The following is a 24,376-nucleotide window of genomic DNA, read 5'->3' as shown; positions in this document are numbered from 1 at the left end:
GGCGACGATGGACTTAAAGCAGAGTGTCATTGCGATAACAGGGGCAGGTAGAGGATTGGGCCAGATGATGGCAATCAATTTGGCTCATGACGGCGCGGAGTTAGCCCTACTTGATAGGGATGAATCTTCTCTGGAAGAGACCAAGAAACAATGCAATATGTTGGGCGTGAAAGCGCTGTGTTATTGCGTGGATGTCACATCGGAAGAAGAAGTTGAACGCGTTTTTAACGACATTGTGGACGATTTTGGCCAGTTAGACGGACTCATCAATAATGCAGGGATCCTACGTGACGGCTTACTTGTCAAAGTGAAAGATGGCGTAGTCAGCAAAATGTCGTTGGAGCAGTTCAATTCAGTGATTAACGTTAATCTGACTGGGACGTTTTTGTGTGGCAGAGAGGCAGCGTGTCAGATGGTCAAATTACAACGACCGGGCGTGATCATTAATATTTCGAGTGTTGCGAGGGCAGGCAACATTGGCCAAACCAATTACGCGGCGTCCAAAGCTGCGGTAGCGACACTTGCGGCAACTTGGGGCAAAGAGCTAGCAAGGTACGGCATACGCTCAGTCGCTATTGCCCCGGGCGTGATAGAAACGGAAATGACACGTCAAATGAAGCCTGAAGCCAAACAACGATTGGAGCAGGCCATACCGCTGCGCCGCTTGGGCTTGGCCAATGAAATCGCCAGCACGGTTCAATTTGTTCTTGAAAATGATTACGTCAATGCGCGAACCATTGAGATAGACGGTGGAATTTCATTTTAGTCTGTCCAGTAACGGGTATCCGCAGATACGTTGACAGACTTTTTTTCTCAATTTTTCGTAAAGTTTCCAAAGCGTGCTTACAATTATATCACTAGGTGCATAAATATATATGACGTCAGATGGCAGTTTCCTCTAATTCGATAAGCGGATATGGATTTTCCGCGAGAGGTCATTGTTATGAAAATTGCCACCAAAATAGTAACGGCATCAACCATTCTGTGTACGCTGGCGGTTGTTGCCACGGGCGTGATAGTAGGTTGGCGCTCCTCGGTGTTATCTGAAGACGCACTATATAATCGCGCCACAGAGCAGTTAATCTCCGTTCGTGAAATAAAGAAAAATGAGATCGAACTCTATTTCGAACAGATTCGTGGTCAATTGATCACAACAGCACACTCGGTGGGTATTCAAGACGCCATTACCGAGTTCTCTCAAGCGTTTGCTCAGTATCCGACAGAGTCAGTGACTGAGCGCGATCACTCAGTATTGGAACGTTACTATCAGAGCCAGTTTGGTGCGACGTATCGAGCGTCAAACAGCGGCCGTTCTGCCAATGAAATGCAAAAACTGTCGATGATTTCTCCCCTGGGCAAGGCGTTGCAAGCAAGATACATAGGTAGCAACCCAAATCCACTCGGTAATAAGCATCAATTGATGGCTGACAGTTTGGGCACTCGTTACGATGAGGTTCACGCAAAATATCATCCAAGTATTAAAGGGTTTCTGGAGCAGTTTGGCTATTACGATATCTTTCTCGTTAACCCAAACGGGGACGTCGTTTATTCAGTGTTTAAAGAGCTGGATTACGCCACAAACTTATTGACTGGCCCTTATGCGGGCAGCGGGATTGCAAAAGCTTTTAGTCAGGCACTTTCAATGAGTGATGGCCAATTCCATCTTGAAGACTTCGCGCCTTACTATCCTTCTTATCAAGCCGCGGCTTCTTTTATCTCTTCACCGATCAAACAGGGGTCAACAACCTTAGGTGTGCTGATATTCCAGATGCCAGTGGACGAAATCAACAACATTATGACTTTCAACGGCAACTGGAGTAATGCGGGTTTGGGGGAAAGTGGTGAAAGTTATCTTGTTGGTCCTGATGGGCTTTTGAGAAGCGAATCAAGATTTCTCATGGAAGATGCCGATAATTACTATAAAACGATGCTGAATTCAGGGGTATCAAACACCATTATTGAGCAAATCAAGGGCAAAGGATCTGCGATTGGTCGTCAGCCTGTGACGACATCTACCTCAAAAGCGGCGTTGCGTGGGCAAAGTGGTTCGGGCGTTGTGGTTGATTATCGTGGTGAGGATGTTTTGTCAGCTTACGCGCCAGTTAATGCGGCGGGATTGAGCTGGGGGATCGTGACAGAGATTGATAAACACGAGGCACTAAAAGATGTAGATAGCTTAATCAATGCAATGATCTTTACCGTCTTGAGTAGCATTGTGGTCATCGTGCTTATTGCAATTGTTATCTCTTACTTCTTAGGTAGAAGCATCGCTTGGCCTATCAAGTTGGCGAGCGAGCGTATTCAACAGATCAGCGAAAATAATGATCTTACCCAGCGACTCGAAGTGGCCGGTAAAGATGAGATGACTGAACTCGCTCTAAGTTTGAACGGGTTATTCACACATCTACAGCAAATCATTGGCAAATTTGCACAAGCGACTGACGACTTAAACAGCAATACCAACAGCATGGCGGGCAACATGAACAGTACCCGTGCGGCTGTCGATGACCAAAATCATCGAACCGAATCGGTGGCTACGGCTGTTAATGAGATGAGCGCCTCAATTGCTGAGGTGGCGCAGTTTGCAACCCGAGCAGCAGAGTTTGTCAAAAACGCCAATGACGCAGGCAGCCAAGGCGTAAATATTGGTCGAAGTTTGGGCGTGGAAATCTCTCAGTTGAATCAGCAAATGCAAACTGCGGTTGAAGCGATCGGACGCCTACACAATGAGACCAACTCAATCGCCGAGGTGCTCGATGTGATTCAAGGCATTGCCGAGCAAACGAACTTGCTGGCTCTCAATGCAGCGATTGAGGCGGCTAGGGCTGGTGAGCAAGGGCGCGGTTTTGCTGTGGTAGCTGATGAAGTCCGTTCATTGGCTGGGCGTACCCAATCATCAACGGAAGAAATCCGAGAAAAGATTGAGTCACTTCAACGCGAAACCAATGAGGTTTCGAAGAGTATTGAGAATGCAAACATCACGGTATCGAAAGGCGTTGCGACGTGTGATGAGAACACTGACATGTTGGAGCAAATCGTCACGATGTTGATTGAACTCAATGAGATGAACGTTCAAATCGCTGCCGCGACCGAAGAGCAACGCGCTGTGACGGATGAGATTAGCGGCAGTATCACATCCATAGCGGATGCATCTTCAGCAGTGTCAATTCAAGTGAACGATGTGGACGATGTCTTGCAAGGGCTCTCTTCCCAAGCTGAAGAGCTCAATCAGGATGTTACCCAGTTCAAATATTAATCCAATTGTAACCGCGGCTACTTTGCATGAGCCTAGATCAGCGAAGTAGCCTCGGCTCATCTTGATTCCTTTCTTTATATAGCAGGGTTAACCTACCTATTGCCTGACGACAAATTAGCGCTTTTTATCTCGTAATCAATCGCATAGACTGACCTCTTTATAATATCTATGGAGAGAGTCCAAATGGAATTGAATGCCTTTATTGAAAAACTAAACCAGCAGCCTGAGCAAGTTGAATTTGAACAAACCATCGCGGTGATCGACGCTTTCTACGATTTCGTTCCAACCTCGTTTACTAACGGAAGTACCCGCAATGATGCTGGGCAAAACAACGGTTCGTGTAAGATTTTTGCGTTCGGCAAACTGAATGGATTGGATAAGGCAAGTACGCTCGCTTGTTTTGGTCGTTTTTATCGACAAGATGTGCTGGAAAACCCACAAGGCGAAGACCACGCCAATATTCGTAACTTTATTCAGTCAGGCTGGGATGGTGTTCACTTTAACGGTGAGGCATTGATAGCAAAATAAGCGTATCGATTTCGACTTTCTGGAGAGCAAACAATGACGAACAACGAACTAGAAAAATACCTTGATACCTTTATGTGCGCGGAGTCGAGTTTCCCATTTGGGCCAGATGCGTTGGTATTTAAGGTCAAAGGTAAGATGTTCGCCATTTTGGCGCAAAGGGAAGGGCGAGAGTACGTGACTGTAAAGGTCAAACCCGAAGACGGAGAAGTACTCACCGATCAGTTTGCGGATATCACACCAGGTTATCACACTAACAAGCGCCACTGGGTGACCGTTTATTATCCTGGTGATGTCGAAGACGGCTTGATTCACGATCTTTGCGAGCGTTCTTATGAGCTTGTGGTGAGTAAACTGCCTAAAGCACAGCGAGAATTATTGCAGGGCGGAGCGGTCGGAAGTGTTTAAAAACCGCCTGATTAGATCAAACAAACAGCTATTTGATGTAATTGTCGGCAAACAAACAAAAATATGAGATTTTTGTTTGACTCTCAGTGCTCAATCCGTAAAGTATGCAGCGAACGCAACGGTGGGTAACCTAAAGCGTTGAAAGAAAAGGGCGCCTTGGCAGAGTGGCTATGCAGCGGATTGCAAATCCGTGGACCTCGGTTCGACTCCGGGAGGCGCCTCCATTCTTTATCATATTTTAGATGGTGTTTATTGTTCTAAACGGCATCACAAAGCGATTTGTGTGCCCTGGTGGTGGAATTGGTAGACACAAGGGATTTAAAATCCCTCGGCGTTCGCGCTGTGCCGGTTCAAGTCCGGCCCGGGGCACCATCTTAAATTACTCGAGAGAGTGCAAAAATAATGGCGCCTTGGCAGAGTGGCTATGCAGCGGATTGCAAATCCGTGGACCTCGGTTCGACTCCGGGAGGCGCCTCCATTATTTTGAAGCCCTGACAGAAATGTCGGGGCTTTTTTATGTCTGTAGCTTTGGCAAAAAAATGCCCAGTCAAAAGACTGGGCATTGTTGATTAATAGCTATTCATAATGATGAGTTGCGTATCATCAATGACATAAGTTTGATAGCCATCGCCTGACACATCCAGTTCATTGTAAATACTATTGTTATTGCCTGACGCGTCACCGCTGTACCGCTGTGAGCCATCCGCTCTGAAGATCCACACATCTTTGTCGCCATAGTAGTTACTTGTGGTGGCATGAACTTCGTTGTTCTCGCCCATTGCTGAGCCAGCAGCGTACCCGTCGGTGGTAAATACTTGCGTAACCTGCATGCTATCGACATCAAGACCGAGCAGCGAGGAGCCAACCGGATAGACCACGCTACCATCTTTGTTGATGGCTAAGCCGGTGGCGAATGAATCTGTACCGTGTGGCGCTTTAGCGATATGCTCCACTTTGACATCGTCACGATAGCTGTTGTACGTCAGTTCATAACAGTGCAATAGGTACGGCGATAGACCAGATTCGGTAGCACAGAAGCGGTTACCAAATTGGCTTGATGCAAGAATGTCATAGCCTTGATACCAGGCAACATCCGATACCCAGTGACCGTCACCACGTACATTTAGGCGTGTACCGGTATTGGCGTGATAAATGTTCCCACGAGCGGCAACAATCAGTGGTACGCCTGAAGGTTCGGTAATTGTAAACGTCTCTGCGAGCCCTTCATTACCTGACCAGATCGTATGTAGGTTAAATGTCGTCAGGTCAAAGACCGCAATACTGTTGCCATCCAAACCACTGTACAACCATCTTCCGTCCTCACTCACTTTTATGTCACCAAACTGGTGAGTTCCGCCAGGTGATAGCCCCGCAACGTACTCTTGCGTATGGCTATTATAAACACTGATTTCAGCAGAATCGGCGGTTCCATCGTTAAGGTAGATGTAAGGCCTAACAGGGTCAGCCGCTACATTGATTGCTTTTTGAGGTATCACTTGCTTCTCGACAGGGTCGGTATCGCCAACCCAAAGGCTGACACGAATGCTATTGCTGTTGGCAATACTCACGTCATCTGCTCTGACGACAACTTCCGCTTCATGCAGCTGATTGGTCGCTAAACCGCTAGCATCCGCAGTAAGCTGCAACTTATCAGCCGTGGTACCAGAGGTTGTCACCGTCAGCCAAGGAGCTTCCGTTGACGCTTTCCAAAGCGTGGTGGAAAAGCCGTAGGTATCTAGGATATCGATTTCAGCAGTAAGACGCTGTTTGGTTGCAAACTTAGTCAAGGCAACACCGCGATCAGGCACAACCAACGCACGACGAGACGCAAGCACGTTGACGTCAAATTGTTTGTTGATTGTGTGTTCACCAACCTGAGCAGAAGCCGTTGCGGTAAAGGTGTTAAGGCCTTCCTTTACACTTTCAATAGAGGTCAAGTTCACATCAAGCGTTTTTGCGGTGCTCGATGCGTAAATGTTGGAGGAATGCAGACCTTCAGGCAGTGACACTGTTACTGGATGAATCCGATCACCTGTCGATAAGCTGACATCTAGGCTGGTTGAAATAGGTTCAAAACCATCTGAGATGTCGAGTGTGACGCTATTATTACTTAGCGTTAACTCTGGTAAAGCAAACTCAGCGGAGACTTGGATTTGCGAGTCTGTGCCTTCCGTTTTGTCGCGCAACGTTATAGTCGTTGAATAGGATCCTGGCGTGAGCTTGTAGTCGATAATGGAAAGCTCGACAGTGGTGTCACCGGTGCCCATTCTTTCACTAATTGAGAGCCAGCTTGCGGTGTCTAGTAACAGCCACTCTATGTTAGTTCCGGTAATTGAAAGCTGTTTAACCTCCTTCATTGAAGAACCGATAGTGTGGGACAAGGTAGTACTTGTGAGGTTTGCCTTGAGTTTATCGTGACGAGTTGGATCGAGTGGGTAGTGATCGTTGACATCCAATACGCCATCGTTGTCATCATCGGTATCATCATTGTTGCTAATACCATCGCCATCTGTGTCTACTACAGGCTCAGTAGGCTCAGTAGGCTCAGTAGGCTCAGTAGGCTCAGTAGGCTCAGTAGGCTCAGTAGGCTCAGTAGGCTCAGTAGGGTCGGTAGGATTTGTTGGTTCCGTAGGTTCCGTTGGTTCGGTAGGGTCCGTTGGCTCTGTTGGTTCCGTAGGCTCAGAAGGATCAGTTGGCTCCGATGGCTCAGTGGGTTCGGTTGGCTCTGTGACAGGCGCGGTGAAGTTTGTGAGTTCAATGATTTGACCGCCTTGAACACGGCGAACAATACCAACATTGTCGGCGAACCACAGGTCTACTTGCCAAGGAATCTCAAAGAAGTAGCCGTCGATGGTAGAGCTAATGTATAAATCTACGGTTACGTGAGTGGCATCAAAAGTACCGTAGGGAACGGTAATCTTCTCAGTCCCATTGATGGTTGTCGAACCATAAACATTGATGGGGTTATTTCCGTATGTCGGTTGGATGTTGGCTGTGCCAGAAGTGGCAACACTTTGCAGCGATCGAGCTGAACTCTCAACTAACTGCATAGATTCATCGAATCGGAAATCAATACTAAAAGTGCCGACGCCAGAAACATAAGTGGATGGCGAATAGAAACCCGCAAACGAGACACTTTCCTCTGTGGCGATAAAGTACTCTTTACCTCCAGATGGATAGTTGATGACTTGCGCGGTTTTTCCGCCTATTTGGGTGGTCGTTGCGTACGTAACTTCGCTACTGTTGTCGTAGTACCACTTAGTGTCACTGGTGGTTGGTAGATAGCTATTGGGAGAGTTAGGCGCGATGGTTTGAGGTTTGTTGCCACCATTACTGCTGCCACCTCCGCCTCCGCCACCACACGCTGACAGTGTCAATGCACAGGCTAATATAAGCCCATGATGCAATGTTTTTTTTGAGGTCGAACCTCGTCGGCTCCGTGCCGAACAATTAAGCCAGTTCAAACGATTTCTCCTGAAAAATCAAAATCGCCTAAGTTTATAATTTGCTCAATTATATTGGTTGGGATTGATGGGCAATTTCGACTGACTTGGCATATTTCTCATCAATATTTCAGTGGGTTGTGAAGTGTTTCTCAAATGATTGTTTTTGATGTCTAAATAGAATGCTAACTCTACTTTAACTTCATGTTTTACATATGGAAACATTTCCAAGGGCAAAAATATTAACAGGGGAGAATCAAGTGATATTGAGAACGAGTCGTTAACAAAAGTATGCTCTATGAAGCATAACTGACTTGAGACTCTATAACGACATAGAGTGATAAGACATCGAACCTAATTTACTGTTTTATTAAGGTCCTTCGAAGGTCGCTTTGTAACCGAACACAATGAACGGATTGTATTATTAATAATACAGTGTACATTTAGCAGATGAATCATCCATTATTCTTATATTAGAAACTCTTAACATGAAAAAGAACTTGCTCACTTTGTCCGTAGCAGCGTTGCTAGCCTATCCATTCATCTCTCACAATGCTCACGCGGTTTCCGTTGCTTGGGATCAGCAGGATGAAGTATGGCAAACTCAAGAATCTGATCATTTCTCAATCCATTTTCGTTCTGGGCACGAAAAGCAGGCAGCTCGCTCACTCGATTTGGCAGAGCAAGTTCATAAAGAGCTGACGCCTTTTTTTGGCTACGAGCCTAAAGATAAGACCGAGATAGTATTGGTCGATGAGTTTGACTTTTCAAACGGTTGGGCGACCGTACTCCCTTACCCGCAGATCAGGCTCTATATGAGCCCGCCAGATGACGTAAACAGCCTTGAAAGTAATGACGAGTGGCTGCACTTACTGATACGACACGAGTATGTGCATATCCTGCATCTAGAAATGGGGGGCGGTGCGCCTGAGTTTTTACGCAACATATTTGGTCGTAACGTATTGCTTTACCCCCATACTCTTACGCCATCAATGCTAGTCGAGGGCTTGGCGGTGTATTTGGAAACCAATAAAGATCTTGGTTACGGGCGCTTGCAAGGTTCAAGCTATCCAATGGAAATGCGCATGGAAGTCGCCTCTGGAAAGGTTAAGGACCTCAATCAAGCGGTGGTCGCCAGTAAACACTTTCCGCTTGGTTATCAATATCTCTATGGTGCTTACTTTGTTGACTATCTTGTTCTTCAATATGGAGAAGATAAAGTTCAGACCTTCTTGGATGATTATAGTCGTCGTTTACTGCCATTTTTCCTCTTGAACAGAACCGCCAAAAATACATTTGGTGAGTCGTTTGAAGCGTTGTGGCCACAGTTTCAAACCTACCTAAATGAGCGCTTTAGTGAAGAGATCGTATTACGCACGGCGAATAAGGTGTCGGGTGAAAGACTTAATGAGACAACTCCCGTTATGCAGGTAGTGACGACAAACGCGGCGGGTGATGTTTTCATCAATCGAAACAACGGTGAAGATAGAAATGACGTTGCTCAAGTGCAGGCATCTAAAGAGATCAATCGTATCTCAAGTTCAAAAGGTGTCGTTGCTCTAGATGCCCACCAAACCTCTGGATTGGTTGCGTCAAGACTGGTTTATTACGCCGATGGGCGAGGTATTACAGACTTGTTCTGGTTACAAGAAGGGGCATGGAAGCGGTTAACCGAGCGGGAGCGTTTTAGAGATGTTCGTTGGCTTGCCAATGGTCAGCAGGTTATCGCAAGCCGAAAAATCGATGGGTTTAGTGAGCTGTGGTTGATTGATGTTATGGCACCTGAAAACAAGCAACGGCTCTGGCGAGGTGCTGAAAACGAAGTATTAGGTGGGTACGATCTTTCTCCTGATGACACTTACTTGGTGGCGAGTGTTAAGCGCTCCCAAGATGGCTGGAATCTTGAGCGTTTGAATCTAACGAACTTGCAATGGTCCACAATCACCAAGACACGATCCGTTGAAAATAGCCCAGTATTTGTGGATGCAGACACTGTGATGTTTAGCGCTGATTACGACGGAGTGTTTAATGTTTACCGCCATACTCTCGGTAGCCAATCGGTTGAGCAACTCACCCGCGAAGTGGGGGGAGCATTTTCACCATTATGGTCAGATACCTTTGGCTTGGTTTATCAAAGCTATGACAGTGAAGGTTATACGCTTCGCGCACTTAAGCAGCCAGATGCTCTCGATAATGTCGTTTTAGGTGAGGTTGCTGCAAGCTACCAATACCCAGATCCAGCGCCAATGTCTGTGGAGAAAACCGATGCTGTTGATTATTCACCCTGGAGCAGTCTAAGACCAAGGACATGGGTACCGATCTTCAGCCTTGATGAGAATCAATCGATCGCCGGAATCGTAACCAATGGCTCTGATGCGCTTGGCAGGCACAACTACACCATTGAGTTAGGTTGGGATACGGAAAACGGATTAGGTCAATACCACCTTAGTTATCTTTACGACAATCGATGGTTCGCCGCGATTGGCAGAAACCATGACTTTACAACATTCTCAGAATTAGGGGTTGAGTCCCAGCGCATCGAACAGAACGATAATGCCTTGTTACAACGTAACCATATTTATACCGCGTTTGAAGATCAGTTATCTCTTTCTGCGGGTCTTTTTTGGGAGAAAGAGAGCGAGGTTCAACAACCTAAGGTAACGACCAGCCCATATGAAGAGCGGCAAGAAACGCTAGTCGGTTTAGCGGCTTGGTTCGACAACAGAGAAAGCTACCTTAACGTCATGGGCGTGGGTTGGGGGCACTATCTTGATCTCACTGCCGAAACAAATGATTTGCTGGGAAGCGACTATGAAGGGAACAAATATCAAGCGCAGTGGCGAAGCACGTTTGATCTGCCTGGGCGCTCTACACTGACGCTCCGCTTAGCTGGTGGATACAGCGATGAGAAGGCGAAACCGTTTCGTTTAGGTGGCAGCGACCAAAGCGATGAGAGCGCCCTGTTTGGTCGAGAAACTCAGGCATTAAGAGGCTACGATGAAACTGTTCAATCAGGGAATCACTATTTTACTCAACGAATAGAGTACAGGTCATGGTTGGCTCGAATTGAGCGCAACTGGGGACTGTTTCCGATTGGTTTGGGGGATATCTCTGCAACCCTGTTTGCCGACTCTGGTAGTGCATGGAGTGAAGGCGGCCAGTATAAAAGGCTTACTGGGCTGGGTGTATCAACAACCGTTGAGCTTAAGATGGGGTACAACTTAACGGTACCCGTAACCATGGGTTATGCCAACGGCTTAGATAAGGAGCTAGGAAAGGACCAGTTCTATTTGTCTGTATCAGGTGAGTTTTAAAGGCGAGTCTGAGATTGGAAAGGCGGTGCCAAGTCGTGAGAATAAAATAAGTTGTCGAGTTTTAACGCAAATTCCTGCACATCCATTACACTTATACGCACGAGCTTGGTGCAAAAAATTTGCGTCTAAATGCTATGTTATTGAAATTTAGAGAGATGTTTGTTTGGCATCAGATTTGCTCTACTCAGTATTGTGACCTTTGAAAGTCAAAGGCAAGACAAGAATAATATAACAGCGTCAAAGGCAACTAAGCCTCTTCCTCTCTAGGGAAGAGGCTTTTTTATTCTCTGGAGATACGGTTTTCTCGGTAGCGTTAAAAAGGTCGAAATCGGGAGAATCAGACCAGTATGTAAGCGAGTGTAATCAAGGCTAGCAAATTAATAAAACACTGTTCATAATAAGTGCATCTCATAGGAGCAGTTATTATGAAAAGAATTTGGTTAGCCGTACTTTTTAGCGTTGTATTGTCCGGATGTGTCGTTTTTCCAACAACCCGCGACTACTACAAGCCAGTTGTAATGCAATCACAATCTGCAGTACCAAGCTCAGCTTGTGGCTACGTTAAAACTAGACTGGATGGAATCGAACAGACAGCTGGCCACTATGGTGTTAGCGTATTCCCTTCAAAAGACAGTGAAAACGGTATATCCATTACCGCTCTGTTGGAATCGAAGAGAAAAGGTCCTGAAGTGGTTAACGTAGAGGTGGTAACTGAGATCGGCGCCTTGATGCGTGATGACCACGCGACCCAAGTCTCTAATACGACTGAAAGTATCGGGATTCACCGCTCTTGGTTCAATGTTAAATATCCGCCTTTAAAAGTGTTACCAGAACAGTTGAAGATAATGGTGACTGATAGCGAAGGTAAGACTTTTGAGTTCAACTTTGAACATACCATTCAAAGTGACGTTTATCATGGCTCTATTAACTGTTGAACCCACAGCTTTGATGAGTCAGTCGTATAAAGTTTGCGCGTGTTGCGGTGGTTTTACGCGTTTAAGCGGTTTTTTAAGCACTTAAACGAATGTGAAGACGTTAATTGTTGACGTGTAAAATCAATCGGTTAAAGTACGCCTCGTTCGAACGGGAAAGCCCGTGAGGATGATGGTGTACCATCGCATTATGCGTTGCCCTGGTGGTGGAATTGGTAGACACAAGGGATTTAAAATCCCTCGGCGTTCGCGCTGTGCCGGTTCAAGTCCGGCCCGGGGCACCATCTCATCAAAGTAAACAATTTGGCGCCTTGGCAGAGTGGCTATGCAGCGGATTGCAAATCCGTGGACCTCGGTTCGATTCCGGGAGGCGCCTCCATGACATTTTGGTCAGACTTGAGGCCAAACATAAACCAGCATTAAGCTGGTTTTTTTATGTCTGATGGTAGCTCAATCTCTTTTTATATCGCACTACCACACCTTCACCGATAAGCAGGGAACAGTTTAATGCTCCCTAGCGTCGATCACTCACTATGCACATAGATGCTATCGCGACCGTTGGCTTTCACATGCAACAAGGCTCGGTCTGCGCGGCGAAGTAACAGATCAAAGTCGTGACTGTTATCTGAGTTAACAATGCCAGTACTGATGGTCACGGTTAGGTGTTCTGCCACGCTGCCAAAGTCTCGTTGTTTAATGGCATTTCGTAATGATTCACACACTGAAAACACCTTCTGCGGATCCCAGTCTCTAAATCCTATAACAAACTCTTCGCCGCCCCAACGAGCGACAAAACCATTTTGTGGCGTCGCATTTTTAATCTCTTGCGCGACGATCTTGAGCACTTGGTCACCTGCTAAGTGGGTGTAGGTATCATTAATTTGTTTGAAATGGTCAATATCGATCAGCGCGAGAGAAAACGACGTCGATTGACCCGGTGCGTAGACAACTTTCTCAATCCATTCATCAAAGGCACGTCGGTTGTTGAGTCTCGTTAATTGGTCTTCTCGAGCTTGAACTTCAAACGCCGCAGCTTGTTTGCGGAGTGCGAGGGTTTTCTGCATGACCTCGTTTTTGAGCCTTAGCTCTGAGCGTTTTAACAACCTCAAGCGCCACCAAAATAGAAGTGCGATTGACGCCGCGAGCAACAAGAATAACCCTATTTGAACGCTGGCACGTTGCCACCAATAGGGCAATACCACGAATTCAACGCTTGCTAGGTTGACGTCACTTTCATGATGTTCGTAATAGGCTTTCACAACAAAACGGTAGTGGCCGGGTGCAAGGTTGGTGTAGTCGGCACTCGTTTGTGAACCACGAGATACCCAACCGTTATCCAGACCCTCAAGTTTCGTTCGATAGCGAATGTGTTGAGCGGATAAAAAACCAAGACCCACGTAATCAAATGAGACGCGCTGGCTGCCTGCGGGAAATGAGAAAACGTGTTGTTGGGCTAAATCATATTGCGTTTTATCGACGGTGAGACGTTCGATGACGGTCGGGAAATGAGGAATAACTAACCCCTCGGTATTGCGTGGATTGGTAGATGCAACGCCTTGCGCGGTTGGGAACCACAATGTCCCTTCATTATCGATAGTCGCGGCTGGATTAGAGCCTCCGTTGACTTGAGCGGTTCGCATACCATCGCGTTCGTTATAGAGTTCGAAACGTATAGGTCCTCTTGCGCGGCCGTCGGCTATCGCGTTCGCTTGGTCTAGACTGATCCTCCAAAGCCCACGGTTGGATGTTAGCCAGAAATAGCCCATGTGATCGGGTATCACTTGGAAGAACTTATCAATCGGTAATCCTTGCGGTCGTCCAATAAGGCTGAGCTTTTTATCGCTAAATCGATAACGAATTAAGCCACGATCGGTGGCTAACCACATCGAAGAGCCTTGCGCGTAGAAACCAAACACATATTGCGCATCTTCCATGCTAGTGAGATCGATCTGTTCAACCTTGTCACCACGAATGACGGCGACACCAACCGCTGACCCAACCCATATATGCCCATGTTTATCTTGAGCGAGTGCCATCACATAGTTATCTACTAAGCCATCGTCGACGGTAAACAATCGTGTTGTGCCGTCCGGTGAGCGACGCAATAGACCTGCCGTTGTGCCAAACCAATGCTGATTTTGCTTGTCCTGCAAAATGGCGCGAACTTCGTGCGTAGGAAGCTCATCAAGTGGATAGGGGGCCAATGTTTGACCATCAAATAGGTAAACACCTCTGTTGTACGTCCCAACCCACGCGCCGCCTTGTGCTCTGGGGGCTAGGCTCAGTATTGATAGCAATTCACTTTGATTTGAGTCTGTTTGAACATTGCGGATCTCTCGGTTACGAATAACACTTAAGCCGCGACTTGTTCCCGCGATAATGTCGCCAGAATCGAGCGCAAGTACGGTTCTTACGTAATCGCCGGCTAACCCACGATGCCGATCCCAAACGGTAAATGGTGCCTTGTGCAACCGCGTCAATCCACCGTTGGTTCCGATCCAGATGCTGCGCTCTCTATCTTGGAAAAGGGAAAGCACGCGGTTGTTGAGTAATCCTGAGCGCTCATTAAAGTGAGTTAATGTGTTGTTTGCTAGCCGATAAACCCCGTTATTAATGGTACCAAACCAGTAATCACCAGAGTCGTCAGCGAGAATTCGAGTGATGAATGCACTGTCTAATGTTGGGTGAAGTGAGTGCAGCTTGTTATTGGCATCGAAGCGCCAAGCGCCATGTTTGCCACCAAATAGGATCTCACCATTGCTTAGTTGGAGAGCGTCGTAGATTGGATTTGGGTCCAATCCAGCTTGGGCGCTAATGTTGACCACGCCTTCTTGACCGACTTTGAATAAGCCTTTGTTGGTTGACGCAAGTACGTCCCTATCGAGCGCGAGAGTCAGTTTGTAAACACCGACTGACGAGATTTTGATTTCGTTCTTTGCTTCTAAGCTGCCACGATAGACTAAGCCAAGGCTTTGCGTGCCTATCCAAATTCCACCGTTTGGATCGCGTAATACTGCATTGATGAGCTTACCCGCGGGCTCGACAGGTTGCCAACCTCGCTGATGGCGATAAGTTAATCCACCACGTACGCCTCCGGCAAGTAGCCCGCCTTTGGCGTCTGCATAAAGAGCGCGCACGCCCGAGTCAATTAAGCCTGAATCAACGCCGCGAGTGAAATGTTCGAATCGGTGTCCGTTGAATCGCGCCAGACCTTCCCATGTTGCGAACCAAAGATAGCCGTCATCAGTTTGGGTGATGGCATTAATGCTGTTGTGGGGAAGACCATCTCGGCTAGTCCAAGTCTCAAAGAGGTATTCACTCAGTTCAGAAGCGCGCGCGGAAAGGGGAGAGACGAAAAACAGAACAAAATAGATTAAGCCAGCCACTAATTGAGGGGACCAATTTCGTTCGTTCATCTGTATACCTTTGGCTGCAATCTCTTCGAACGAGACAGCATAGTTGATTTCATATTATTGCTCAATGTATTAGCTCTATGTTATACACAGCGTAAAGCGCAATTGAAGCTAGCGATTAAGGTACAAAAATCCCCATATAAGGAAACGTTCTATGGAATTGGTTATGATCTTTGCCATTATATTTGGCGCTGTGTTTGGTACTCGGTTTGTGAAGTTGTTTCTATCTCACCGCAAAGAAATCAAACAACTAGAACTAGAGCAGCAAAGTGGCGTAGATCGTGCCCAAAATGTCGAACTTCAGCAGCAAGTAGAGCAACTGACCGATCGTGTCGAAGTGCTCGAAAAGATCGTTACCGATCAAAAGTATCAGTTAGAGAAAGAGATCGCGTCGCTCTAACTCATCGCAAGCGCAACAATCCCGACAACTATGCGGAACAGGGGCTCGTTCTCTGTGCCATTTCATATTGTCGAAGTGGCATTTTATCGATAGTTGATTTAATAGAGTCCCAATCGGTATTTTTTCCCCAGCGCAGCTTTTCCATGCCATCCTTACCAACTAAGACCGCGGTATGTTCGCCCGGCACAACATCGTAGATGTGGAACATACCACTAAGGTTGAATTCCTCTCTGACCCAACTAGGTACTGTAAATCCATCTTCCGTTATAACAAGGGTGACAACGTCACGCTCTGCCAGTTCGCACTCTATCATCAGAGTTTCGAGCAGGAACTGTTTGACGTGTTCGTCATTAGTCGGAGCAAAGTAAATGACACTTCTGTGAGCCCATTTTTCCGAATGAGCTGGGTATGCTAGGGTCGTTTGCACAAAACCAAACATCAGCATTGTCAGCAGTAGAACGCGCATTGTGAGCCTCCTAGTCGCACTATCCGAGCTTTGTTGCTTTCATTTCCTATACGTTAATTGTAGGTGTTAAGCTCAGTCATTTCTGATTGTAAGAGGACATCGCATCATGGAAGTGATTCACACCTCAAGATTGAGACTTAGAACGGCGACAAAAGACGATGCGCTATTCATCCAAAACCTCTATCCAAGTGAAGACTTTAAAAGGTATGTCGGCGACAAACAGCTTCACACCAAACAAGACGCCGAGCGCTATATTGAAGAGAACATTTTAACCATGTATCGAAACCATGGCGTATGTTTGTTTGTGGTCGAGCGCCTTAGTGACTCTACGCCCATTGGGGGTTGCGGACTAATAAAGCGCGACCAATTTGATGCATACGATATTGGCTATGGTTTTTTACCGACCTGCTATGGATGTGGCTTTGGTCTGGAGTCATCGCTCGCCATTATTGAATACGCAAAGCAAAACCCACAAATTGAAGAGCTGATTGCGATCACAACGTCAGACAACATAGCCAGCCAAAAGCTACTATCTCGACTTGGCTTTACCTATGTCAAAGTCGAAAGCAAAGTGAGTGATACGATTGATCTACTCTTGTATCGATTACCTCTGAACAACCATGAAACACATCCATAGTGATATCTTGCAAGGTGCTTTACTTACGGAACACAAAACCGTGGCGGCGATGATGGCGATTTACTGCCGTGATAAGCACTATTCAAAAGGAGAGCTTTGCAGTGAATGTGCTGAGCTTTTGGCTTACGCTGAGGTAAAGTTAGACCGCTGCCCTTATGGTCAAGAAAAACCGACGTGCAATAAGTGCCCGATCCACTGTTATAAACCCCAGCCCAAAGCGGCAATGAAAGCCGTTATGCGATACTCAGGGCCTAGGATGCTTCTACCTCATCCAATTCTCTCAATTCGTCATCTTTTGTTGGAGCGCCGGGCAGCTCCGGAAAGGCCGCTAACCAACATGTCAAACCGAGCCAAGCGGCGTCAAAAATAATCGGCTCAACAACTTTACTCTCTCTTCGCGTCTAAGTCGAAATGTTATACGCCGCTTCACGCACATCGCTGGCTAGCTCACAAAACATCACCTTGTTGAATGCATCTCTCTATAGGTATTACCAAAGCAAAGGGTAAATAGTGGGCGTGATATATATTTTTCCTATATGACACTAGCTATAGCCTATTTTTCCAACCGATATCGACTGAGTAAACTGACTCTAAATTGCTGAATTATTGGAGTTTACAATGCGAAGAAAAACGGTGTTATACGGCGCTTTGATGACCGCTATATTAGCGGGGTGTACGAATACCGAGCAGGCTTCTACGACAGAGTATTTTGAGGGAACCGCGAGTTATCAGCTTAATGCTGCCGATGTATTTCGTCTCAGTAAGCAGTTGAAACAGAGGGGGCTGGTAAAGTCGCTTAAACCACTCTACGGCGAGTCTTACTACTCGGAAGAGGCATTCAAATCGGCCATTTCTACTCGCTTAAATCGCGAACTTAGTGACGAAGTCTACGAAGAATTAAAGCAAAAAGCGTTTGTTGCTCCGCAAGTGCTATCGCTGGAGTTTGTCGCTGACAATACGTTGCGGGTGCGCTTTGGTCACGAGCAAGTCCCTCTGCAGCAAAAGCTACTCGACGTAAGCGCTTTAACACTCTCAAGTTTAGATAAATTGGGCAAGTACCAGTGGGCGACCAGTTCATTGGTTGTTGCCGTTGAACCGACGACCTTGTGCGTTCAGATTCAAGATAAGAAAGGCAGCGAAGTTAATCAGGTTTGCCCAGCACAATCGACAGGCTTCACCGTCCACACTGATCATGACTATCACTACCACGGACTAGGCCAAGAGTTTCAAAAAGCGGGCGACCTAGATGGTCGATGGAATCAACGAACACGCCACGCGGGCAACAAAATGGAAGGATTCAATGGTGGGGCGACTGGTAACACTATTGTTCCTGTTCTTTATGGTGCGAGCCCAACTCAGAGTGATTTCGCGCTCTATCTCAACAACCTTTACAGTTCGGAATGGCAGTTCGATGGCCAAGAGATAAATGTAAAAGCCTCAAAAGGAGCCAGTGAAATCATTGTGATGGTCGCTCCTAAACAAAAAGAGCTGCGTAAGCAGTTTATGCAGTTGTCAGGCAAGCCGCTTGTGCCGCCAAGAAAGATGTTTGGTATGTGGCTGTCAGAGTACGGATTTGATAATTGGGCTGAAATGGATAGCAAGCTCGCGACACTGCGTGACAATCAGTTCCCTATTGATGGGGTCGTTATGGATCTTCAGTGGTTCGGTAATGTGAGTGGCAACGATCCAGACAGCCAGATGGGCTCTCTTACCTGGGATAGAGATAACTTCCCACAGCCCGAACTAAAAATAGCCCAGCTCAAACAGCAAGGAATCGGGATGGTGCTGATCGAAGAGAGCTATGTCAGTCAGGGACTTGATGAATTTAAAGCGCTCGAAGAAAAAGGCTATCTCGCCAAAGACCCAGAGACAGGGTTAGGTGCCAATGTGAACCCTCACGGGGGAGGCAACTGGTGGGGGAAAGGCGGCATGATTGATTGGTCGAACCCTGAGGTGAATGGCTATTGGCACGATTGGAAGCGCCAGCAACTGATTGATATGGGAGTCATGGGGCATTGGACTGATCTTGGCGAACCAGAAATGTACAATCATCAAGCTCGTTACTTTGGCGATCAAGCGCATGATGAAATTCACAACCTGTTTAACTACTACTGGCTAGAAGGCATCTATCAGGGCTACCAAAATAATGATGTGGACCAAAGGCCATTTATGATGTCTCGCTCCGGAACCACGGGAATTCAAAAGTTCGGTGCGTCGATGTGGTCTGCGGATATTGGCTCTAATCTGACAAGCCTCGCCACTCACATTGGGCAACAAACCAATATGATGTTGTCAGGCATTGACTACTATGGGTCAGATATCGGTGGGTTTCATCGTAAAGGGCTTGGGGTAATTGGCGAGAAAAAGCAAGCAGCCCTAGATGAGACGTACACTCAATGGTTTGCCTACAGCAGTTTGTTTGATGTGCCAGTTCGCCCACATACCGAGAATTTGTGCAACTGCAAAGAAACCGCGCCAGATCGTATTGGAGACAGGGAAAGTAATCGCAACAACCTTGCTCTGCGCTACGAGATAATCCCATACCTATACTCTCTGGCTCATCACGCCCATCAGGATGGCGAGGCGATCTTTGCGCCTGTCAGTTATGAGTTCAGCGAGGATTCAACCTTGTATGACATCCAGCACCAAAAGATGATCGGCAATCAGTTGATGAGTGCAGTGGTCGCCGAACTTGATGCCAAAGACGTTACTGTGACATTCCCGCAGGGAGATTGGTTTGATTTCCGAACCGGAACCAAGATGGATGCGCTGAAAGCACAATCCAAGACAATTGACTTATACAACGAGAATAACCAATACCAACTGCCACTATTTGCAAAACAAGGCGCGATCATCCCTGTTTCAAAGAGTAGTGCAGGGCAATGGACCAGCGAAGTGCCGCAAGACATTACACTAAAAATCTTTGGCTTCGCCAATAATGCCTTCACGCTTGTTGAAGACGATGGCAAGACGACTGACTACTTGCATGGTGCGAAACGGGAAACACAAATCACGACGCGTGTATTGGATTCGAGTGCAACTTTGAGTATTCAATCGCTAGGGAAATACCAAGGCATGCCATCGTCACGCGCACTTGAAGTTAACTGGAGTCTAGATGCGGAGATACAAGTTTCTCGAATCTCTAGCAACGCAGAGCAAGCGATCACATGGAAACAATCAGGTGACCAACTTTATGTGAAGCTCGCTCAATTACCTGAGCAGGGAGAAACGACCATCACACTCGAGTTTTGAAAGTGAAACGGGCATAAAAAATAAGGAGAACATCGCGTTCTCCTTATTGATTTATTACTCGCCAGCGACAGCTTGACGTTTGGTTTTGATGCTTGCGATGAGCATGTAAACGCAAGTCGCCAGCAGCGTTGCAAATAGGTAGCCCATCAAACCTTGTTCTCCAGACATAAACCAATCAGCGAGAACTGGACCTGCCACGGAGCCCACGCTGTAGCTAAACAGCATCACTTGTGTCGCTGACACAATGTAGCTTGCATCTAGTTTGTCGCAGCCAAGATTGATTGCAACGGGATAAAGCGCGAATGTCGCCATACCCAAGATAAACAGCCCCGCACCCAACGCATGAATACCGGAATACGCAGCGGTTAGCGCAATCGCAGCAACGCCAAGCAAGCAAAATATTGCCATTAAAAACGTGCGGCCAAAATACTTAGACATCCAAGGAACGATTGGCTGAACCGCCATTCCGCCAAGTACTACCAGTGCCATTAGGCTACCCAAATTGTCGTTACTGATACCGCGCTGAGATAGCTCTAAAGGCATTAACCCGTAAACGGCGCCAAGCGTCAACCCAGACACTATGCAACCAATGATTGCCGCATGATTGAGCTTCGCGATTTGTTTCAATGAGAGCGGTGAGCTGTGTTGGCTTTCAGGTTGGTCAGTTTCACCAAATAGTAGAACAACAATTGCCAACAATAGCATGGTCACAATGGCAATGAATGGTACGCCACCAGTCACACCAAGTACGCCAATGCCTAGTTGACCAAGTGATGTGCCGCCGTACAACGAGCCCATGTATAACCCAAGGCGTTTTGCTCTTGCAGATTCGTCTCCGTGCAGTAACCATGACTCAACAATCACAAACACGCCCGCTACCGCAATACCGGCGACAAAACGTGCACAAAGCCAAACCATGGATTGATTGAATGCTGGCAACAGCGCAATCGTAAACAGAAAAGCGCCCAAACAATATACAAAAGCGTTTTTGTGACCAACCTTGGTGACTACAGGTTCGATAATCACAGCACCAACTAGTAGACCCGCGTAAAACACACTGGCTAACCAACTGGCAAGGGAAGATTCCAAGCCATAATGTGGCAGCATTAAAGGAATCAAGCTCATTAAATAGCCTGACGCTACCGCATAAAGAGCAAGCGCAATAACAGGTACAGAAATGCGTGCTTTTGGAGCAGGAGCAAGGGTGTTTTCCAACGTCGTGACCTCTGGTTGATGGAGCGAAAATAATCAGAATTTGGCGCGACTATGGGGTTAAATGGGGGAGAGGTAAAACGATAAATATTGTTCGAGACGATAAAAGATACTTATCGTTATCTATGTGTAGAAAATGAATAATTAAAGCCGAAATTTTTGCTAATTTCGGCTTTCTAAATTGCTAATTTAATCTGTGTGCTACTTCAGAAGAGCTTGGTTTAACCATTGATCAAATTGACCTTTAGGAAGAGCGCCGTTAATCATATCGACTCTTTTCCCATCTTTAAACACCATAACGGTTGGAATGCTTCTAATCTGATATTTAGCGGCGATATTTTGCTGAGATTCGGTATCGACTTTTACAAATCGTACACTTTGCGCTCGTTCAGAGGCAACATCAGAAAAAACAGGAGCAAACCCAACACATGGGTTACACCAAGGTGCCCAAAAATCGATCACCACTGGCTGTTTTGACTCAAGCAACGCATCTAGATTTTGCTCCGTCCCTTCAATTGGCGCGCCATCTAACAATGATGTTTGGCATTTACCACAGTTTGGGCTCTCTGACACTCGCTCTGTTGGAACGCGATTGACGCCTGAACATGACGGGCATCGTGTATTAAATGTAGACATGACTTTTCTCTTTCTATTTGTAATTGCTGTGACACTAGTTGTTTCAATAGGATGACACCACCCACCAACGCTAGTTATACTCTGAAAAGGTCGAGTGACTCAAATAAGAAAACGAAAAGGCTCAGAATGACAACTTTTTTTGCAGAAATTACTGGCTGGGGCAAGTGCCTACCTCCAGCTACGCTCTCCAATGATGATCTAAGCACATTTATCGATACCTCAGATGAATGGATCCGAACTAGAACGGGGATCGAAAATCGCCGTATTAGCCACGTCGAAACTTCTGATATGGCGACCGTTGCCGCGAAACATGCACTGGCTTGTGCTGGAATTAGTGCCGATGACGTTGATTTGCTCATCGTCGCGACTTGTTCTCCTGATTCACTGATTCCGAACATTGCCTCGAAAGTGTCGCAAAACCTTGGGATGAAAGCGACCACAGCGTTTGATTTGAACGCTGCTTGTACAGGTTTCGTGTACGGCTTGGAAACGGCGACGCGTATGATTCAAGCAGGCAACTACAAACATGCAATCGTGATCGGTGCAGAGCGTCTTTCTTTCTACATTGACTGGACGAAGCGTGACACCGCTGTATTGTTTGGTGACGGTGCTGGTGCAGTCGTGCTTTCGCGCACTGAGCAACAAGTCGGCTTGCAACATGCACAGCTCGGGTGTGACTCGGCAGGACGCGATATTCTAGCGGTACCAAAATTTGGCACATCAATGGACCGCTTTGCCGCCGACAATGGACATTGGGACTTCAACTTTGTTGGCAAAGAGATTTTTAAACGCGCCGTTAAAGGTATGGGCGCAGCGGCTCACAGTGTTCTGTCGAGAAGTCAGCTAGCCACCGATAACATAGACGTGGTCATCCCACACCAAGCGAATATTCGCATCATTCAAACACTGTGTGATATGTCTGGAATTAGCCAAGATAAAGCCTTCGTCAATATCCAGAAGTATGGCAACACCTCTGCTGCTACGGTTCCGATTGCGCTGTGTGAATCTTTGGAGCAAGGCGTTGTTAAACCGGGCGACAATTTACTACTTGCCGCATTTGGTGCGGGCCTCACTTGGGGCGCAGGCCACATTAAGTGGGGTGACCGAGTGACGCCGATTACACAAAGCGATGCGGTATTGCCTGATTGCGATGAAACCGCACTTGAATTGCTTAAAACGGCGATTGAGTTTTGCCATAGCCGCGCAGAGTAAAGCCACCCCTTAAAACGAAAAGCCGCGTATCATTCGCGGCTTTTTTACGCGACTAGCAAAGAAAAAGCGGAGGCATAACCGTAAAGAAGACAGTATCATAGAGCGTAAATCATAAGAATGATAAAGGGCGTTCATGAAGTTTCTGCACACCTCAGATTGGCATTTAGGTCGACAATTCCACAACGTTTCATTACTTGACGATCAAGTGGTTGTTCTTAACCAAATCGTCGATTACATCAAGCAAAATCCCGTTGATGCGTTAGTCGTCGCGGGCGATATTTACGATCGCTCAGTACCACCAACCGCCGCGATAGAAGTCATGAACCGCTTCGTCAACCAAGTGTGTGGTGAGTTAAATCTGCCAATCATCTTAATTCCGGGCAACCACGACGGTGCTCAGCGACTCGGTTTTGGCTCTGGCCGAATGAAAAGTGCAGGACTTCACATTCTGTCTGACTTTGAGCAGATGCTAACCCCGGTTGTTATTGAGTCAGAGATTGGTCCCGTTGCATTCTACGGCATGCCATATAGCGACCCAGAGCAAGTTCGCCACCACTTTAAGCAGTCGGTGTCGACACACGATGAGGCTCATCAACTGCTCACTCAGCAAATCTGCCAGCAATTTCAACCTTCACACAAGAATGTACTAATCAGTCACTGCTTTGTAGACGGCGCCATTGAATCAGACTCAGAACGTCCTTTGTCCATTGGTGGTTCAGATCGCGTCAGTCACGAGCATTTCACTTCATTTGATTACGTCGCACTAGGGCATCTTCATCAGCCGCAGAAAAAGGGTGAAGAGTATATTCGCTATTCCGGTTCCTTGATGAAATACAGCTTCTCGGAGCAGCATCAACGAAAAGGCATGACGTTGGTTGAGTTGGATGAGTCGGGTTTCAAGCTGTCTACCCACATTGACCTAGCGGCGCCTCATGAGATGCGTATCTTGGAAGGCGAAATGGAAGAACTTCTCTCTGCTGGCCAAACTGATCCTAAGTTTGATGACTATCTACTGGTCCGCTTGCTTGATAAACACGCGATTCTAAATCCAATGGACAAACTACGCGCGGTTTATCCAAATGTATTGCACCTTGAGAAACCCGGCATGTTGGTAGGGGTTGAACAGCAGATGGCCAAAGCCAAATTAGCAAGAAGTGAAATGGATATGTTTCGCGATTTCTATTTAGAAGCACAAGATTCAGCGCTCAGTGATGAACAAGAAAGTGCACTCTCTGGCATCATCAAACAACTGACAAAGCAGTAAGATCAC

At 46.8% G+C, this 24,376-nt stretch carries 17 protein-coding genes and 5 tRNA genes; 17 read left to right on the top strand and 5 right to left on the bottom strand.

What is annotated here, in order from left to right; genetic code table 11:
- Window positions 1–7: 7 nt before the first annotated feature.
- The 7 genes from OH458_RS20200 (at window position 8) to OH458_RS20170 (ending at window position 4,667) form a co-directional block, all read left to right on the top strand.
- The gene (locus tag OH458_RS20200; protein ID WP_269979611.1) at window positions 8–766 is read left to right on the top strand and encodes an SDR family oxidoreductase; all 759 of its coding nucleotides are present in this window, start codon (window positions 8–10) and stop codon (window positions 764–766) included.
- A 177-nt stretch (window positions 767–943) separates the two neighbouring features.
- Window positions 944–3,256: a methyl-accepting chemotaxis protein gene (locus OH458_RS20195; RefSeq protein ID WP_269979610.1), complete on the top strand. Its 2,313-nt coding sequence runs from the start codon at window positions 944–946 to the stop codon at window positions 3,254–3,256.
- Window positions 3,257–3,439: 183 nt separating this feature from the next.
- Window positions 3,440–3,784 carry a HopJ type III effector protein gene (locus OH458_RS20190; protein WP_269979609.1) on the top strand — a complete coding sequence of 115 codons (345 nt, stop codon included), beginning with the start codon at window positions 3,440–3,442 and terminating at the stop codon, window positions 3,782–3,784.
- Window positions 3,785–3,817: 33 nt separating this feature from the next.
- On the top strand, window positions 3,818–4,189 hold the full coding sequence (locus OH458_RS20185; protein WP_038137102.1) for an MmcQ/YjbR family DNA-binding protein: 372 nt from the start codon (window positions 3,818–3,820) through the stop codon (window positions 4,187–4,189).
- A gap of 150 nt (window positions 4,190–4,339) precedes the next feature.
- A tRNA-Cys gene (locus OH458_RS20180) sits at window positions 4,340–4,413 on the top strand.
- 61 nt (window positions 4,414–4,474) lie between these two features.
- Window positions 4,475–4,561 (top strand) — tRNA-Leu (locus tag OH458_RS20175).
- Window positions 4,562–4,593: 32 nt separating this feature from the next.
- Window positions 4,594–4,667 (top strand) — tRNA-Cys (locus OH458_RS20170).
- A gap of 91 nt (window positions 4,668–4,758) precedes the next feature.
- On the opposite strand, the gene OH458_RS20165 is transcribed toward OH458_RS20170, so the two are convergent.
- On the bottom strand, window positions 4,759–7,653 hold the full coding sequence (locus OH458_RS20165) for a hypothetical protein (RefSeq protein WP_269979608.1): 2,895 nt from the start codon (window positions 7,651–7,653) through the stop codon (window positions 4,759–4,761).
- A 467-nt stretch (window positions 7,654–8,120) separates the two neighbouring features.
- Here OH458_RS20165 and OH458_RS20160 point away from each other — a divergent pair, with 467 nt between their 5' ends.
- From OH458_RS20160 to OH458_RS20145, 4 genes are all read left to right on the top strand, one after another.
- Window positions 8,121–10,946, top strand: coding sequence for a hypothetical protein (locus OH458_RS20160; RefSeq protein ID WP_269979607.1), 2,826 nt, complete (start codon window positions 8,121–8,123; stop codon window positions 10,944–10,946).
- A 425-nt stretch (window positions 10,947–11,371) separates the two neighbouring features.
- Window positions 11,372–11,881, top strand: coding sequence for a hypothetical protein (locus OH458_RS20155; RefSeq protein ID WP_269979606.1), 510 nt, complete (start codon window positions 11,372–11,374; stop codon window positions 11,879–11,881).
- A 194-nt stretch (window positions 11,882–12,075) separates the two neighbouring features.
- Window positions 12,076–12,162, top strand: a tRNA-Leu gene (locus OH458_RS20150).
- A 21-nt stretch (window positions 12,163–12,183) separates the two neighbouring features.
- Window positions 12,184–12,257: transfer RNA gene (locus OH458_RS20145), tRNA-Cys, on the top strand.
- A gap of 145 nt (window positions 12,258–12,402) precedes the next feature.
- Here the strand turns inward: OH458_RS20145 and OH458_RS20140 are convergent.
- Window positions 12,403–15,294: a ligand-binding sensor domain-containing diguanylate cyclase gene (locus OH458_RS20140; RefSeq protein WP_269979605.1), complete on the bottom strand. Its 2,892-nt coding sequence runs from the start codon at window positions 15,292–15,294 to the stop codon at window positions 12,403–12,405.
- Window positions 15,295–15,445: 151 nt separating this feature from the next.
- Here OH458_RS20140 and OH458_RS20135 point away from each other — a divergent pair, with 151 nt between their 5' ends.
- Window positions 15,446–15,691: a nitrite reductase gene (locus tag OH458_RS20135; RefSeq protein ID WP_269979604.1), complete on the top strand. Its 246-nt coding sequence runs from the start codon at window positions 15,446–15,448 to the stop codon at window positions 15,689–15,691.
- Between the two features lie 28 nt (window positions 15,692–15,719).
- On the opposite strand, the gene OH458_RS20130 is transcribed toward OH458_RS20135, so the two are convergent.
- A complete protein-coding gene (locus OH458_RS20130) occupies window positions 15,720–16,157 on the bottom strand; it encodes a DUF4174 domain-containing protein (protein WP_038187098.1) in 438 nt (145 codons plus the stop codon).
- A 106-nt stretch (window positions 16,158–16,263) separates the two neighbouring features.
- Here OH458_RS20130 and OH458_RS20125 point away from each other — a divergent pair, with 106 nt between their 5' ends.
- From OH458_RS20125 to OH458_RS20115, 3 genes are all read left to right on the top strand, one after another.
- The gene (locus tag OH458_RS20125; protein WP_269979603.1) at window positions 16,264–16,794 is read left to right on the top strand and encodes a GNAT family N-acetyltransferase; all 531 of its coding nucleotides are present in this window, start codon (window positions 16,264–16,266) and stop codon (window positions 16,792–16,794) included.
- Entirely contained in the window at window positions 16,778–17,164 is a 387-nt protein-coding gene (locus OH458_RS20120) for a nitrous oxide-stimulated promoter family protein (protein WP_269979602.1), read from the top strand. Before OH458_RS20125 ends, OH458_RS20120 begins: the two co-directional genes overlap by 17 nt.
- A 248-nt stretch (window positions 17,165–17,412) precedes the next feature.
- Window positions 17,413–20,046 carry a glycoside hydrolase family 31 protein gene (locus OH458_RS20115; protein ID WP_269979601.1) on the top strand — a complete coding sequence of 878 codons (2,634 nt, stop codon included), beginning with the start codon at window positions 17,413–17,415 and terminating at the stop codon, window positions 20,044–20,046.
- 54 nt (window positions 20,047–20,100) lie between these two features.
- Here the strand turns inward: OH458_RS20115 and OH458_RS20110 are convergent, their stop codons facing one another.
- Complete coding sequence (locus tag OH458_RS20110) at window positions 20,101–21,261, bottom strand: MFS transporter (RefSeq protein ID WP_269979600.1); 1,161 nt, start codon at window positions 21,259–21,261, stop codon at window positions 20,101–20,103.
- 198 nt (window positions 21,262–21,459) lie between these two features.
- Entirely contained in the window at window positions 21,460–21,894 is a 435-nt protein-coding gene (trxC, locus tag OH458_RS20105) for a thioredoxin TrxC (RefSeq protein WP_039480393.1), read from the bottom strand.
- A 126-nt stretch (window positions 21,895–22,020) separates the two neighbouring features.
- On the opposite strand from trxC, the gene OH458_RS20100 reads away from it, so the two are divergent.
- The gene (locus tag OH458_RS20100; protein ID WP_269979599.1) at window positions 22,021–23,106 is read left to right on the top strand and encodes a ketoacyl-ACP synthase III; all 1,086 of its coding nucleotides are present in this window, start codon (window positions 22,021–22,023) and stop codon (window positions 23,104–23,106) included.
- Between the two features lie 133 nt (window positions 23,107–23,239).
- Window positions 23,240–24,370, top strand: coding sequence for an exonuclease SbcCD subunit D (locus OH458_RS20095; RefSeq protein ID WP_269979598.1), 1,131 nt, complete (start codon window positions 23,240–23,242; stop codon window positions 24,368–24,370).
- The last annotated feature ends 6 nt before the right edge of the window (window positions 24,371–24,376 follow it).

Origin of the sequence: Vibrio sp. MarTm2 (genome assembly GCF_027587055.1) — a bacterium.
GTDB lineage: Bacteria > Pseudomonadota > Gammaproteobacteria > Enterobacterales > Vibrionaceae > Vibrio > Vibrio sinaloensis_D.
This window is presented reverse-complemented; position numbering and strand designations above follow the sequence as displayed.